Annotated in this window: 12 protein-coding genes and 2 tRNA genes; 2 read left to right on the top strand and 12 right to left on the bottom strand. The window is 68.1% G+C overall.

Annotated elements, in window-relative coordinates:
• Window positions 1-12: 12 nt before the first annotated feature.
• The 5 genes from ACFY1L_RS11310 to ACFY1L_RS11290 form a co-directional block, all read right to left on the bottom strand.
• The gene (locus tag ACFY1L_RS11310) at window positions 13-1,032 is read right to left on the bottom strand and encodes a rod shape-determining protein (protein WP_004931372.1); all 1,020 of its coding nucleotides are present in this window, start codon (window positions 1,030-1,032) and stop codon (window positions 13-15) included.
• A 304-nt stretch (window positions 1,033-1,336) separates the two neighbouring features.
• Window positions 1,337-1,750, bottom strand: a complete 414-nt coding sequence (gene ndk, locus ACFY1L_RS11305; protein WP_388821610.1) for a nucleoside-diphosphate kinase — start codon at window positions 1,748-1,750, stop codon at window positions 1,337-1,339.
• 67 nt (window positions 1,751-1,817) lie between these two features.
• On the bottom strand, window positions 1,818-2,174 hold the full coding sequence (locus ACFY1L_RS11300) for a DUF4233 domain-containing protein (RefSeq protein ID WP_388821608.1): 357 nt from the start codon (window positions 2,172-2,174) through the stop codon (window positions 1,818-1,820).
• Window positions 2,175-2,180: 6 nt separating this feature from the next.
• Window positions 2,181-3,665: a bifunctional folylpolyglutamate synthase/dihydrofolate synthase gene (locus ACFY1L_RS11295; protein WP_388821605.1), complete on the bottom strand. Its 1,485-nt coding sequence runs from the start codon at window positions 3,663-3,665 to the stop codon at window positions 2,181-2,183.
• 89 nt (window positions 3,666-3,754) lie between these two features.
• Entirely contained in the window at window positions 3,755-6,379 is a 2,625-nt protein-coding gene (locus tag ACFY1L_RS11290; protein WP_388821602.1) for a valine--tRNA ligase, read from the bottom strand.
• 137 nt (window positions 6,380-6,516) lie between these two features.
• Between ACFY1L_RS11290 and ACFY1L_RS11285 the strand changes: the two genes are divergently transcribed.
• Window positions 6,517-7,488 (top strand): hypothetical protein, encoded by a 972-nt coding sequence (locus ACFY1L_RS11285; RefSeq protein WP_388821599.1) that lies wholly within the window; start codon window positions 6,517-6,519, stop codon window positions 7,486-7,488.
• A gap of 77 nt (window positions 7,489-7,565) precedes the next feature.
• On the opposite strand, the gene clpX is transcribed toward ACFY1L_RS11285, so the two are convergent.
• The 5 genes from clpX to ACFY1L_RS11260 form a co-directional block, all read right to left on the bottom strand.
• A complete protein-coding gene (clpX, locus tag ACFY1L_RS11280) occupies window positions 7,566-8,855 on the bottom strand; it encodes an ATP-dependent Clp protease ATP-binding subunit ClpX (RefSeq protein ID WP_058925301.1) in 1,290 nt (429 codons plus the stop codon).
• Window positions 8,856-9,034: 179 nt separating this feature from the next.
• Window positions 9,035-9,715 (bottom strand): ATP-dependent Clp protease proteolytic subunit, encoded by a 681-nt coding sequence (locus ACFY1L_RS11275; protein WP_388821596.1) that lies wholly within the window; start codon window positions 9,713-9,715, stop codon window positions 9,035-9,037.
• 70 nt (window positions 9,716-9,785) lie between these two features.
• A complete protein-coding gene (locus ACFY1L_RS11270; protein ID WP_388822900.1) occupies window positions 9,786-10,394 on the bottom strand; it encodes an ATP-dependent Clp protease proteolytic subunit in 609 nt (202 codons plus the stop codon).
• A gap of 255 nt (window positions 10,395-10,649) precedes the next feature.
• Window positions 10,650-12,047 (bottom strand): trigger factor, encoded by a 1,398-nt coding sequence (gene tig, locus ACFY1L_RS11265; RefSeq protein WP_388821593.1) that lies wholly within the window; start codon window positions 12,045-12,047, stop codon window positions 10,650-10,652.
• 205 nt (window positions 12,048-12,252) lie between these two features.
• Window positions 12,253-12,329 (bottom strand) — tRNA-Pro (locus ACFY1L_RS11260).
• A 164-nt stretch (window positions 12,330-12,493) separates the two neighbouring features.
• Between ACFY1L_RS11260 and ACFY1L_RS11255 the strand changes: the two genes are divergently transcribed.
• Window positions 12,494-12,567, top strand: a tRNA-Gly gene (locus tag ACFY1L_RS11255).
• A gap of 64 nt (window positions 12,568-12,631) precedes the next feature.
• Here ACFY1L_RS11255 and ACFY1L_RS11250 read toward each other — a convergent pair.
• Window positions 12,632-13,039, bottom strand: a complete 408-nt coding sequence (locus tag ACFY1L_RS11250; RefSeq protein ID WP_388821590.1) for an SseB family protein — start codon at window positions 13,037-13,039, stop codon at window positions 12,632-12,634.
• A gap of 357 nt (window positions 13,040-13,396) precedes the next feature.
• Window positions 13,397-13,591: a hypothetical protein gene (locus ACFY1L_RS11245; RefSeq protein ID WP_016435177.1), complete on the bottom strand. Its 195-nt coding sequence runs from the start codon at window positions 13,589-13,591 to the stop codon at window positions 13,397-13,399.
• Between the last annotated feature and the right edge of the window lie 98 nt (window positions 13,592-13,689).

The raw sequence follows: 13,689 nt of genomic DNA, 5'->3' as shown, positions 1-13,689 counted from the left end.
CGAAGAGTTACGTCATCTGCGCGGCTGGGCGTCCAGCACCTGCTGGAGCGCCTCGAACTCCTCGACGCACTTGCCCGATCCGAGCGCCACGCTGTCCAGCGGGTCCTCGGCGATGTGGATCGGCATGCCGGTCTCACGGCGCAGCCGCTCGTCGAGGCCGCGCAGCAGCGCACCGCCGCCGGTCAGAACGATTCCGCGGTCCATGATGTCGCCGGACAGCTCCGGCGGGCACTTGTCGAGGGTCGTCTTGACGGCGTCGACGATCGCGTTGACCGGTTCCTCGATCGCCTTGCGGACTTCGGCGGCGGAGATGACGACGGTCTTGGGCAGTCCGGAAACGAGGTCCCGGCCGCGGATTTCGGTGTGTTCGTCAGCGTCGAGGTCGTACGCCGAACCGATCGTGATCTTGATCTGCTCGGCCGTCCGCTCACCGAGAAGGAGGCTGTACTCCTTCTTGATGTGCTGGATGATCGCATTGTCCAACTCGTCGCCCGCGACGCGGATGGACTGGGCGGTGACGATGCCGCCGAGCGAGATGACCGCAACCTCGGTGGTGCCGCCACCGATGTCCACCACCATGTTGCCCGTGGCCTCGTGGACCGGCAGGCCGGAGCCGATGGCCGCCGCCATGGGCTCCTCGATGATGTGCACCTGACGGGCGCCGGCCTGGGACGACGCCTCGATGACGGCACGCCGCTCGACGCCCGTGATGCCGGAGGGCACGCAGACGACGACCCGCGGGCGAGCCAGATACCGCCGCTTGTGGATCTTCAGGATGAAGTAGCGGAGCATCCGCTCGGTGATCTCGAAGTCGGCGATGACGCCGTCCTTCAGCGGACGTACGGCAACGATGTTGCCGGGCGTGCGCCCGATCATCTTCTTCGCTTCGGCGCCGACCGCGAGAATGCCACCAGTGTTGGTGTTGATCGCGACGACGGACGGCTCGTTGAGTACGATCCCGCGACCCCTGACGTACACCAGCGTGTTGGCGGTCCCGAGGTCGACAGCCATGTCACGGCCGATGAACGACATTGAGTTCCCCATCAGGATTCGTCTGGCCTTCCTGGTAGCTTTTGAGGGCTTTTCAGGTCGGCGAAGTGGGTGCTGTGACGTGAAGGCTTCCATCGTAGACGCGCCTGCACGAACACCGCGCGAGGGTCTTCGCCATTGTCAGCAGATGATGTGGTGCCTCGCTTGTGGAGACGTCCCATCGGGGGCACTCGTTCCCCCGATCGGCACGCATATGCCAGGGGACGGCCGGATTTGCTCGGCCGCCCCAGGTCAGGCGTGTGGGTGAGGTGACGGTGCCTCAGAAGAAAATCGTTATACGGGGTTTTCAGGCGCGGCCGGGGAAGAAGATCTTCACCTCACGCTCGGCGGACTCCTCGGAGTCGGAGGCGTGGATGAGGTTCTCGCGGACGATCACGCCGTAGTCGCCGCGGATGGAACCGGGGGCGGCGGCGATCGGGTCGGTCGGCCCGGCCAGCGCGCGCAGCCCCTCGATGACCCGCTCGCCCTCGACGATCAGCGCGACGACCGGACCGGAGGCCATGAACTCCACCAGCGGCTCGTAGAAGGGCTTGCCCTTGTGCTCGCCGTAGTGCTGCTCCAGGGTGTCCAGGTCCAGGGTGCGCAGCTCCAGCGCGGTGATCTGCCAGCCGGCCTTGCGCTCGATACGGCTGATGATCTCGCCGGTCAGGCCACGGCGGACTGCGTCGGGCTTGAGCAGGACGAGGGTGCGCTGGCTCACGACTGGGCTCCTATTGATCAAGAGTGTGCGGGGTGTTCGAAGGTTACAGGGCGTGTCCGAGATCGGGTTACGCAGCGTCAGGTGTGGAGGAGGTGGCCTGGGCCGCGAAGCGGGCCTTCGCCTCGTCGATCTTTCTGCCGTAGTGCACCGAGGCCCACCACAGGGCCGCGAAGATCGCGCCCATGAAGAACATCGTCGGGACGACGAACCCGGAGGCGATGAGCGCGATCTGGAGGGCCCAGCCGAGGGCGATCCCGCCCGGACGCGTCACGACACCGCACAGCACCAGGCACAGGAACATCGCGATGCCGCTGACCGTCCACACCGTCGACACGGACAGGTCGGGGTCCTTCATGGCGACCAGTCCGGCGAATCCGATCACGAACAGCTCGCCGATCAGGGTCGAAGCACAGAGCGTACGCACGGGTTGTCAGCCCCTCCCCAGCAGCAGTCGGGCCTCGCCGACGGTGATGACGGAGCCGGTGACGAGCACACCGCCGCCCGCGAACTCGCCCTCCTCCTCGGACAGGGTGATCGCCGCCTCCAGGGCGTCCGGCAGCCGCGGCTCGACCTGGACGCGCTCGTCGCCGAACACCTCGACGGCGATGGCGGCGAGTTCGTCGGCGTCCATCGCGCGATGGCTGGAGTTCTGCGTGACGACGACCTCGGCGAAGATCGGCTCGAAGGCCTCGAGCAGCCCTCGCACGTTCTTGTCGCCGCTCGCCCCGACCACGCCGATCAGCCGGCTGAAGTCGAAGGCCTCCCCGATCGCCTCGGCGGTGGCGCGCGCGCCGGCCGGATTGTGGGCGGCGTCCAGGACGACGGTGGGCGAGCGCCGTACGACTTCGAGCCGGCCCGGCGACGAGACGGCGGCGAAGGCCTTGCGGACCGTGTCGATGTCGAGGCGCTCGGGGCGCTGGGAGCCGACGCCGAAGAACGCCTCCACGGCGGCGAGCGCGACGGCGGCGTTGTGGGCCTGGTAGGGGCCGTGCAGAGGGAGGTAGACCTCCTCGTACTCACCGCCGAGACCGCGCAGGGTGAGCAACTGTCCGCCGACGGCGACCTGCCGGGCGACGACGCCGAACTCCAGGCCTTCGCGGGCCACGGTGGCGTCGACCTCGACGGCCTTCTTCAGCAGCACCTGGGCCGCGTCCACCGGCTGCTGGGCCAGGATGACCGTCGCGTCCTGCTTGACGATGCCCGCCTTCTCGGTGGCGATCGCGGCGGGCGTCTCGCCGAGCCGGTCGGTGTGGTCGAGGTCGATGGGGGTGACGACGGCGACGTCCCCGTCGATGACGTTCGTGGCGTCCCAGGAGCCACCCATCCCCACTTCCACGACGGCTACGTCGACGGGCGCGTCCGCGAAGGCCGCGTACGCCATGCCCGTCAGCACCTCGAAGAACGACAGGCGGTACTCCTGCTGCGCGTCGACCATCTCGATGTACGGCTTGATGTCCTCGTACGTCTCGATGAACCGCTCGGCGGAGATCGGCGCCCCGTCGAGGCTGATGCGCTCGGTGATCGACTGGACGTGGGGCGAGGTGTAGCGGCCCGTGCGCAGCTCGAAGGCGCCGAGCAGGGCCTCGATCATCCGGGCGGTGGAGGTCTTGCCGTTGGTCCCGGTGATGTGGATCGAGGGGTACGAGCGCTGCGGCTCGCCCAGCACGTCCATCAGCGCGGAGATACGGCTGACCGACGGCTCCAGCTTGGTCTCGCCCCAGCGGGTCGCGAGCTCCGCCTCGACCTCGCGCAGCGCCTTGTCGACCTCGGGGTCCTCGGGACGCGCGGGCACGTCCGCCTGCTGCGGGCCGCCCCCGGTGCGCAGGGTGCGGCTGCCGGCCTCGATGACCGCGAGGTCGGGGTCGCGGTCGGTCTCGGCGGCGACGATCTCGTCGAAGGGGTCGCTTTCACTCACGGGGCCAGTCTACGGACGACCACTGACAGACGTAGGCGAAGGCCCCCGGAGCTCTCGAGCTCCGGGGGCCTTCGTCCACGCACAACCGCTCATGCCTCCGGCAGGCGGTCCAGCTGGGCCCGGATCCGGGTGATGTCCTCCTCCGCCTTGGCCAGGCGGCCTCGGATCTTCTCCACGACGTTGTCGGGGGCCTTCGCCAGGAACGCCTCGTTGCCCAGCTTGGCGGTGGCCTGGGCCTTCTCCTTCTCGGCCGCCGCCAGGTCCTTCGCGAGGCGCTTGCGCTCCGCCGCGACGTCGATCGTGCCGGAGAGGTCGAGGGCCACCTCGGCACCGGAGATCGGCAGGGTCGCCGTCGCTGTGAAGGACTCGCCCTCCGGCTGCAGGCGCAGCAACTGGCGGATGGCGGCCTCGTGGGGGGCCAGGTCCGTGCCGTCGAGGGTCAGCCGGGCCGGGACGCGCTGGCCCGGCTGCAGGCCCTGGTCGGCGCGGAAGCGGCGGACCTCGGTGATGACGGACTGGAGGGTCTCGATCTCCCGCTCGGCGGCCTGGTCACGGAAGCCACTGTCCTTCGGCCACTCGGCGATGACGACCGACTCGCCGCCCGTGAGGGTGGTCCAGAGGGTCTCCGTGACGAACGGGACCACCGGGTGCAGCAGCTTGAGGGTGACGTCAAGGACCTCGCCCAGGACCCGCTTGCTGACCTCGGCCGCCTCGCCGCCCGCCTGGAACGTCGTCTTGGACAGCTCGACGTACCAGTCGAAGACCTCGTCCCAGGCGAAGTGGAAGAGGGCGTCGGACAACTTGGCGAACTGGAAGTCCTCGTAGTACGCGTCGACTTCGGCGACGACGGTGTTGAGACGGGACAGGATCCAGCGGTCGGTCGAGGACATCTTCGACGCGTCCGGCAGCGGACCCTCCACCGTCGCGCCGTTCATCAGCGCGAAGCGCGTGGCGTTCCAGATCTTGTTGGCGAAGTTGCGGGAGCCCTGGACCCAGTCCTCGCCGATCGGGACGTCGACGCCGGGGTTGGCGCCGCGGGCGAGGGTGAAGCGCAGGGCGTCGCTGCCGTACTTGTCCATCCAGTCCAGCGGGTTGACCGCGTTGCCGAAGGACTTCGACATCTTCTTGCCGAACTGGTCGCGGACCATGCCGTGCAGGGCGATGGTGTGGAACGGCGGGGTGCCGTCCATCGCGTACAGGCCGAACATCATCATCCGGGCGACCCAGAAGAAGAGGATGTCGTAGCCGGTGACCAGGACGGAGTTCGGGTAGAACTTCGCGAGCGACTCGGTCTGTTCGGGCCAGCCGAGCGTCGAGAAGGGCCAGAGGCCGGAGGAGAACCAGGTGTCGAGGACGTCCGTGTCCTGACGCCAGCCCTCACCGCTCGGGGGCTCCTCGTCGGGACCGACGCAGACGACTTCGCCGTTCGGGCCGTACCAGACCGGAATGCGGTGGCCCCACCACAACTGCCGTGAAATACACCAGTCGTGGAGGTTGTCGACCCAGTCGAAGTACCGCTTCTCCATCTCCTGCGGGTGGATCTTGACCTTGCCCTCGCGGACCGCGTCACCGGCGGCCTTCGCGAGCGGGCCGACCTTGACCCACCACTGCATGGACAGGCGCGGCTCGATGGTGGTCTTGCAGCGCGAGCAGTGGCCGACGGAGTGGACGTACGGCCGCTTCTCGGCGACGATCCGGCCCTCGGCGCGCAGCGCGGCGACGATGGCGGAGCGGGCCTCGAGCCGGTCCAGGCCCTGGAAGGGGCCGTGGGCGGTGATGACGGCGTGCTCGTCCATGATCGTGATGGCCGGCAGGTCGTGCCGCTGGCCGATCTCGAAGTCGTTCGGGTCGTGGGCCGGGGTGACCTTGACGGCGCCCGTGCCGAACTCCGGGTCGACGTGCTCGTCCGCGACGACGGGGATGGAACGGTCCGTCAGGGGCAGCTTGATGAGCTTGCCGACGAGGTGCTTGTAGCGCTCGTCCTCGGGGTGAACGGCGACGGCCGTGTCACCCAGCATCGTCTCGGCGCGGGTCGTGGCGACGACGATGGTGTCGTCCCCTTCGCCGTACTTCATGGAGACGAGCTCGCCGTCGTCGTCCTGGTACTCGACCTCGATGTCCGAGATAGCCGTCAGACAGCGCGGACACCAGTTGATGATGCGCTCGGCGCGGTAGATGAGCTCGTCGTCGTAGAGCCGCTTGAAGATGGTCTGGACGGCCTGCGAGAGGCCCTCGTCCATGGTGAAGCGCTCACGCGACCAGGCGACGGCGTCACCGAGGCGCCGCATCTGGCCGCTGATCTGGCCGCCGGACTCGGCCTTCCACTGCCAGACACGCTCGACGAACGCCTCCCGGCCGAGGTCGTGCCGGGACTTGCCCTCCTTGCCGAGCTCGCGCTCGACCACGTTCTGCGTGGCGATGCCGGCGTGGTCCATGCCCGGCTGCCACAGCGTCTCGAAGCCCTGCATGCGCTTGCGGCGGGTGAGGGCGTCGATGAGGGTGTGCTCGAAGGCATGCCCGAGGTGCAGCGAACCGGTGACGTTCGGCGGCGGGATGACGATGGTGTACGACGGCTTGTCGCTCTTCTCGTCAGCCTCGAAGTAACCGCGCTCTACCCAGCGCTCGTACAGCGGGCCCTCTACATCGGCCGGCGCGTACTGGGTCGGCAGTTCGGTGTTGGGCGCTGGTGGCTGCTGCTGAGCGTTCTCGGTCACGGGGCCAGTTTAGGGGTGTCTCGGGGGTGTCCCGAAACGCGTTTGTTCTGTAACGGTGCGCCCCCCGCCGGAACGCGCGCTCCGGGTCTAGGCCAGGATGTCAGGACCACATAAGGCATCTGGAGGGGAACCCAGAAATGAGTCACAACCAGCCGGGCCCGTACGGCGGGCAGCCCCAGCAGCCCGGACCGTACGGCCAGCCGGGCCCCTACGGCCAGCAGCCGCCGCAGGCCCCCCAGCCCGGCTATGGCTACCCTCAGCAGCCTCCGCAGGGCCAGCCCGGTTACGGCTACCCGCAGCAGGCCCCGCAGGGCGTCCCGCCGCAGACCCCGCCGTACGGCCAGCAGCAGGCCTACGGCCAGGACCCGTACGGCCAGCAGCAGTACACGGTCCCGCAGCCGCCCGTGCCCAGCGGTGGCGGCGGCAAGAAGACGGGCCTGATCATCGGTGCGGTGGCGGTCGTGGCGGCGATCGGTGTCGGCGTGTACTTCGTGATCGGCGGGGGTGGCGGCGTCGGCGGCGGTGGCATCACGGACGACGGTGCGCACAAGCTGACGACGCCGGCGACGGTCATCAGCGGCACGTACAAGAAGTCGAACAGCGCCGACAGTTCGGACTCGTTCAGCGACGACGACAAGGCCGACTTCGAGAAGTGGGGCGTGAAGGACCCGAAGAGCGTCAGCGCGGGCTACGCCAAGGGCACCGGGCTGTCCGCGTCGAACCTGTCCTTCGGCGGCGTCTACGGCACCATCGACGACCCGGAGGCCGTTGTCGACGCCATGTTCGCGAAGATCAAGTCCGAGTCCACGAAGGACAAGGACACCAAGGGCAAGCTCCTCGGCAGCCCGGAGGAGGTCCACCCGGAGGGCTTCTCCAACGGCATCATGAAGTGCCAGGTGGCCGAGTTCGAGAACGACGAGGCGTCGTCGACGAGCGCCGGTGCCGCGAAGACCTTCAAGATGCCCATCTGCATCTGGGGCGACCACAGCACCGTCGCCGACGTCACCACCTTCAGCTTCGCCTCCATCGCCGCCGGGTCGAGCCCGTCGATCGACGAAACGGCGGCCCTCGCGGCCAAGCTCCGCAACGACGTGCGCGTCAAGGCCTGACGGGCGGCGTACGCCTCAACTGCGAAGGGGCCCCGGTCGGTTGACCGGGGCCCCTTCGGGTGTCTGCGGTGCGGCGGTTACGCCGTCTTCTGCTCCCCCGGCCCGCGCCCGTTGCGCGCGTCCCGCGGAATCAGCGTCGGGTTCACGTTCGAGTGGACGACGTCCGCCGTGATGACGACGCGTGCCACGTCCTTGCGGGACGGGACCTCGTACATCACCGACATCAGGACCTCCTCCATGATGGCGCGCAGGCCTCGCGCGCCCGTCTGGCGGAGGATGGCCTGGTCGGCGATGGCCTCCAGGGCCTCGCGCTCGAAGTCCAGCTCCACTCCGTCGAGTTCGAAGAGACGCTGGTACTGCTTCACCAGGGCGTTGCGCGGCTCGACCAGGATCTGGAGCAGGGCCTCGCGGTCCAGGTTGTGGACCGAGGTGATGACGGGGAGGCGGCCGATGAACTCGGGGATCATGCCGAACTTGACCAGGTCCTCCGGCATGACGTCCTCGAACTGGTCCTTGGCCTCCAGCTCGCGCTTCGAGCGGATCGTCGCGCCGAAGCCGATGCCCTTCGCGCCGGCCCGGGACTCGATGATCTTCTCCAGGCCCGCGAAGGCACCGCCCACGATGAACAGGACGTTCGTCGTGTCGATCTGGATGAACTCCTGGTGGGGGTGCTTCCGCCCGCCCTGCGGGGGCACAGACGCAGTCGTGCCCTCCAGGATCTTCAGCAGGGCCTGCTGGACGCCCTCGCCCGACACATCGCGCGTGATCGACGGGTTTTCACTCTTCCGCGCGACCTTGTCGATCTCATCGATGTAGATGATGCCCGTCTCGGCCTTCTTGACGTCGTAGTCCGCAGCCTGGATGAGCTTCAGCAGGATGTTCTCGACGTCCTCGCCCACGTAACCCGCCTCCGTCAGCGCCGTCGCGTCGGCGATGGCGAACGGGACGTTCAGCATGCGCGCCAGCGTCTGGGCGAGGAGGGTCTTGCCCGAGCCCGTGGGGCCGAGCAGCAGGATGTTGGACTTCGCCAACTCGATCGCGTCGTCACGGCCGCTGCCGCCGCCGTTCTCGCCGGCCTGGACGCGCTTGTAGTGGTTGTAGACCGCTACCGAGAGGGCCTTCTTGGCGGCCTCCTGGCCGACCACGTAGCCCTCGAGGAACTCGTAGATCTCGCGGGGCTTGGGGAGTTCCTCCCAGCGCACCTCGCTGGTCTCCGCGAGCTCTTCCTCGATGATCTCGTTGCAGAGGTCGATGCACTCGTCGCAGATGTACACACCAGGCCCTGCGATGAGCTTCTTGACCTGCTTCTGGCTCTTGCCGCAGAACGAGCACTTGAGCAGATCGCCGCCGTCACCGATGCGTGCCACGGTGTGCTTCCCCTTCGCCTGGGAGACGCCTAGGTCCAGCGGCTCCTGGTGCTGCCTTAATCCGACGGTACCTTGCCGGGCCCCCCGTTCGGGCCCCCCTTGGCGCGGTTCACTTTGACGTGCAGCGTGTCAAAGCACACCAACCGGGCCAAGGGGCGGCAGACAATACAGCCTTCCGACTACCGGACGGCCGAGTTGTTCATCTTCCGGGTGGAGATGATCTGGTCGATCAGGCCGTACGACAGCGCGTCCTCGGCCGTGAGGATCTTGTCGCGCTCGATGTCCTCGCGGATCTTCTCGATCGGCGTGGTCGAGTGCTTGGCCAGCATCTCCTCCAGCTGCGAGCGCATCCGGAGGATCTCGTTGGCGGCGATCTCCAGGTCGGAGACCTGACCGCGGCCCGTCTCGCTGTACGGCTGGTGGATCAGCACGCGGGCGTTCGGAAGCGCCATGCGCTTGCCCGGCGAACCGGCGGCCAGCAGGACGGCGGCGGCGGAGGCCGCCTGCCCCATGCAGACCGTCTGGATGTCCGGCTTCACGAACTGCATGGTGTCGTAGATCGCAGTCAGCGCGGTGAAGGAGCCGCCCGGGCTGTTGATGTAGACCGAGATGTCGCGGTCGGGGTCCATCGACTCCAGGCACAGCAGCTGCGCCATGACGTCGTTGGCGGAGGCGTCGTCGATCTGCACGCCCAGGAAGATCACGCGCTCCTCGAAGAGCTTCGCGTACGGGTCGTACTCGCGGATGCCCTGCGAGGTGCGCTCGACGAAGCGCGGGATGACGTAGCGGGACTCGGCGGCCGGGCCCGTGTACTCGGCGCGCGTGCGGTCGAACAGACCGCTGCCGGGGATGTCGTTCACTGTCTGTCTCCTAGGAGCTGTGGCGGTCGGCTGGGGGGCTTGCTGGGGCCGATTCGGCCCCACGGGGCGGTCAGACCCCGGTGCCGCCGCCGCCCGGGATGCCGGCAGCTGTGCTGATGACGTCGTCGATGAGGCCGTACGCCTTGGCCTCCTCGGGGTCGAACCAGCGGTCGCGGTCCGAGTCCCGGGTGACCTGCTCGACGGTCTGGCCCGTGTGCTGGGCCGTGAGCTCGGCCATGCGCTTCTTGGTGTGCAGCAGTCGCTCGGCGTGGATCTTGATGTCCGACGCCGAACCGGCCAGGCCCGCGGAGGGCTGGTGGATCAGGATCTCGGCGTTCGGGAGGGCGAAGCGCTTGCCCGGGGTGCCCGCGCTGAGCAGGAACTGGCCCATGGACGCGGCGAGGCCCATGGCGATCGTCATCACGTCGTTCTTGATGAACTGCATGGTGTCGTAGATCGCCATACCGGCCGTGATCGAGCCGCCCGGGCTGTTGATGTAGAGGTTGATGTCCTTGTCGGGGTCGGCAGCGGCAAGGAGCAGCAACTGTGCGGTGATCTTGTTCGCGATGTCGTCGTCGACCGGCTGGCCGAGGAAGATGATCCGCTCGTTGAGCAGCCGGTTGTAGACCTGGTCGCCGAGGCCACCGCCGATGGAGGGCTCGCCGGCGGCGGAGGGCATCAGATTCGTCACGTATCCACCTGCTCGTCTTACGACGGCGTCCGGCCGTCTCACGTGTTCTGCCGGGGCGAGGGGCTGTCCGGCGGTTCGCCGACTTCCCTGCCCTCGTACTCATGGACCCTAACGCGCTGGTCCCTTCGGGGAATCCCGCAGAGGGGGGTGTTCGCCGGGGGCGTAGCGCCGTGGGAAGCCGGAAGGGCCCCGGCGACATACGTCCCCGGAGCCCTTCCTACGACGTGCCAGGCGCCGTGGGCGTCAGCCCTCGGTCTTCTCGTCGGTGGCCTCGACCGCGTCGCCCTCGGTGGCCTCGGCGGCGACCTCGGCGGCCGACTCGACCTCGTCCTCGTCGTCCAGGTCGATGACCTCGCCGTTGGTGTCCTTGACCGTGGCGGCCTCGACGACGACCGCGAGGGCCTTGCCGCGGGCGACCTCGCCGACCAGGAGCGGAACCTGCCCGCCCTCGACGACCGCCTGGGCGAACTGGTCGGGGGACATGCCGGAGGAGGCCGCGCGGCGCATGAGGTGCTCGGTGAGCTCCTCCTGGTTGACGTTCAGCTTCTCCTGCTTGACGAGCTCGTCGAGCACGAACTGGGTCTTGATGCCCTTGACCGCGGCTTCCTCGGTCTCGGCGTCGAACTCCTCCTCGGTCTTGCCCTGGATCTCCAGGTACTTCGCGAGGTCGAGGCCCATCTGACCGAGCTGGTGGTGCTCGAGGTTGTGCTTACGGGTGTTGATCTCGTCCTCGAGCAGCTTCTCGGGGACCGGGACCTCGACCAGCTCGAGCAGCTTCTCCAGGACGCGCTCCTGGGCCTGCGTGGCCTGGTCGTACTGCTTCATGTTCTCGAGGCGCTTGCGGCTGTCGGCCTTGAGCTCCTCGAGGGTGTCGAACTCGGAGGCGAGCTGCGCGAACTCGTCGTCCAGCTCCGGCAGTTCACGCGCGGCGACCTGGGAGACCTTGACGGTGACCTCGGCCTCCTTGCCGGCCGCGGAGCCGCCCTTGAGCTCGGAGGTGAAGGTGGCCTCGCCACCGGCCTCCAGGCCCTTCACGGCGTCGTCGATGCCGTCGAGGAGCTCGCCGGAGCCGATCGTGTACGAGACGCCGCTCGCCACACCGTCCTCGAGGACCTCGCCCTCGACCTTGGCCTCGAGGTCGATGGTGACGACGTCGCCGTCCTCGGCGGCGCGCTCGACCGGGGAGGTCGACGCGAAGCGCTCGCGGAGCTGCTCGACGGACTTCTCGACGTCCTCGTCGGTGACCTCGACGGCGTCGACCTCGACCTCGATGCCGGAGTAGTCCGGGATCTCGAGAGCGGGGCGGATGTCGACCTCGGCGGTGAAGTTCAGCGTCTCGCCGTCCTTCAGCTCCGTGATGTCGACCTCGGGCTGGCCGAGGACGTTGAGCTCGGCCTCGTTGACCGCCTCCGTGTAGAACTTCGGAAGCGCGTCGTTGACCGCCTCCTCCAGGACCGCACCGCGGCCGAACCGCTGGTCGATGACGCGCGCCGGGATCTTGCCCTTCCGGAAGCCCTTCACCGTGACCTGCTGGTTGATCTTCTTGTACGCCGCGTCGAGGCTGTCCTTGAGCTCCTCGAAGGGCACCTCGACAGTGAGCCGAACCCGAGTCGGGTTCAGGGTCTCCACGGCGCTCTTCACGGTTCGGTCTCCTTGATGGCTGACTTCTTGGTTTCTGCCGGGGCCAGAACGGCTCCGGCGGATTCGCCGCCCGGAGGACTTCGTAGGGGAGAGACACACGGGCGTGCAGCTTGCATAGTAACGGCAGCGGCGACACGCCCCAAAGGCGATCACGGGACGCGATCACAGGAGGTGATTGCGCGGGTGGCCGGTGTTGACCGGCCCGTGGTCGGGGTGGCGGGATTTGAACCCACGGCCTTCCGCTCCCAAAGCGGACGCGCTACCAAGCTGCGCCACACCCCGTCTGGTGCGACACGTAGGGTACATGCCCGCAGGCAGTGCGGCTGCCGCATTTCCCGAGCGCCGGTGAAGAGGCGGTGCGGGCGGGAATGGGGTGTGCGGCGAAGCGGGCCGACCCGCTACGATGCCTTCTGTGCCGCGGTCATCTGACCTGCGGCGCGTGCTGTGCGGGCGTAGCTCAATGGTAGAGCCCTAGTCTTCCAAACTAGCTACGCGGGTTCGATTCCCGTCGCCCGCTCCATACGGCTCAGGGCCGGGACAGAGGTTTCTTCCTCCGTCCCGGCCCTGGTCGTTTCGGACCTCGTTCAGGTGAGGCAGCGGGCGAGCAGCCAGCGGGCCTCGTGGGCGGACAGGGTCAGCGCGTCCTCGTGTCCGGCGTCGATGACCAGCACGACCTCGTCGGTCGGCCAGTGGGCGGCCAGCTGCCGCAAGGTGATGGGCCGGTAGCAGGGCACCTGGGGGAAGGCGCTCAGGAGCCGCTCCTCCGAGGTGAAGACCATGACCTTGGGGGCGTCGTTCACGCCCTCGATCACCGGCAGCACGAACCGCACGAACTCACTGCGGTCACGCGAGTAACGGATCCCGCTGACCGCAGGGATCAGCACGTCGCAGCCCGACAGCGCCTCCAGGGCCCCGCGGTCGGGAGCTGCGGACAGATCCCGCAGAGCGTCCCGGGCCACTGCCTCGAAGAGCTCGGCGGGGATTTCGTTCATGGTGCACACCCTTGCTGAGAAGCCGGTCACTCCATGACGTCCCTCGTTTACCCGCGATCGGCCCGATCATGCGGTGGGGCGACCCCGGTACAACCGCTTTCACAGACGCCGTACGTCCACGCCGTACACCGAGCGGATGTCGTCGGGGCCGACTCGGGCGGGGTCCGGGAGGCCGGCCGGTTCGGGCTCGCCCTCGACTACCCGCCGCCCGGCGACTTGGCTGTCGCCACCGGGCGCGGCTCGAAGCCGGCAGTCGGCCGCGCAGCCGCACGCTGTGCAGGCACACGTTCACCCGGAAGGGTGCCCCTCACGAAAGCCCTCCGACGGCCGAGCGCAGCTCCCCGGATCGGACTCGCATCAGAAACTGATCGAGTTGATGGTCTCCGCTATCGAGTTGAGGAACCGGTTGATCGACGGGGCCATGCCGGTCGAGGCGAGGAAGAAGCCGAAGAGCACCGCGACGATGGCGGGACCGGCCTTGATGGATCCTCCCCGGATCAACACCACCAGGATGATCGCCAACAGAAGCACCACTGACAACGAAATGGCCACAACTGATCACACCCTACGGTCGGTCCGCTCTCCCGGCCCGGGAGTGCCAGCCCGCGCACCCCCGCCAGAACCATCGTGCCACCAACCAGGCCCGCGTA

Origin of the sequence: Streptomyces sp. NPDC001663 (genome assembly GCF_042893105.1) — a bacterium.
GTDB lineage: Bacteria > Actinomycetota > Actinomycetes > Streptomycetales > Streptomycetaceae > Streptomyces.
Note: the sequence above shows the minus strand (reverse complement) of the source record. Positions and strands in the feature narration are given on the sequence as shown.

What these genes read in the sequence shown, in the direction of transcription:
- ACFY1L_RS11310 (WP_004931372.1), bottom strand. Translation starts at nt 1,032, where the DNA reads ATGTCGTTCATCGGCCGTGACATGGCTGTCGACCTCGGGACCGCCAAC.
- ACFY1L_RS11285 (WP_388821599.1), top strand. Translation starts at nt 6,517, where the DNA reads ATGAGTCACAACCAGCCGGGCCCGTACGGCGGGCAGCCCCAGCAGCCC.
- ACFY1L_RS11270 (WP_388822900.1), bottom strand. Translation starts at nt 10,394, where the DNA reads ATGCCCTCCGCCGCCGGCGAGCCCTCCATCGGCGGTGGCCTCGGCGAC.
- ACFY1L_RS11250 (WP_388821590.1), bottom strand. Translation starts at nt 13,039, where the DNA reads ATGAACGAAATCCCCGCCGAGCTCTTCGAGGCAGTGGCCCGGGACGCT.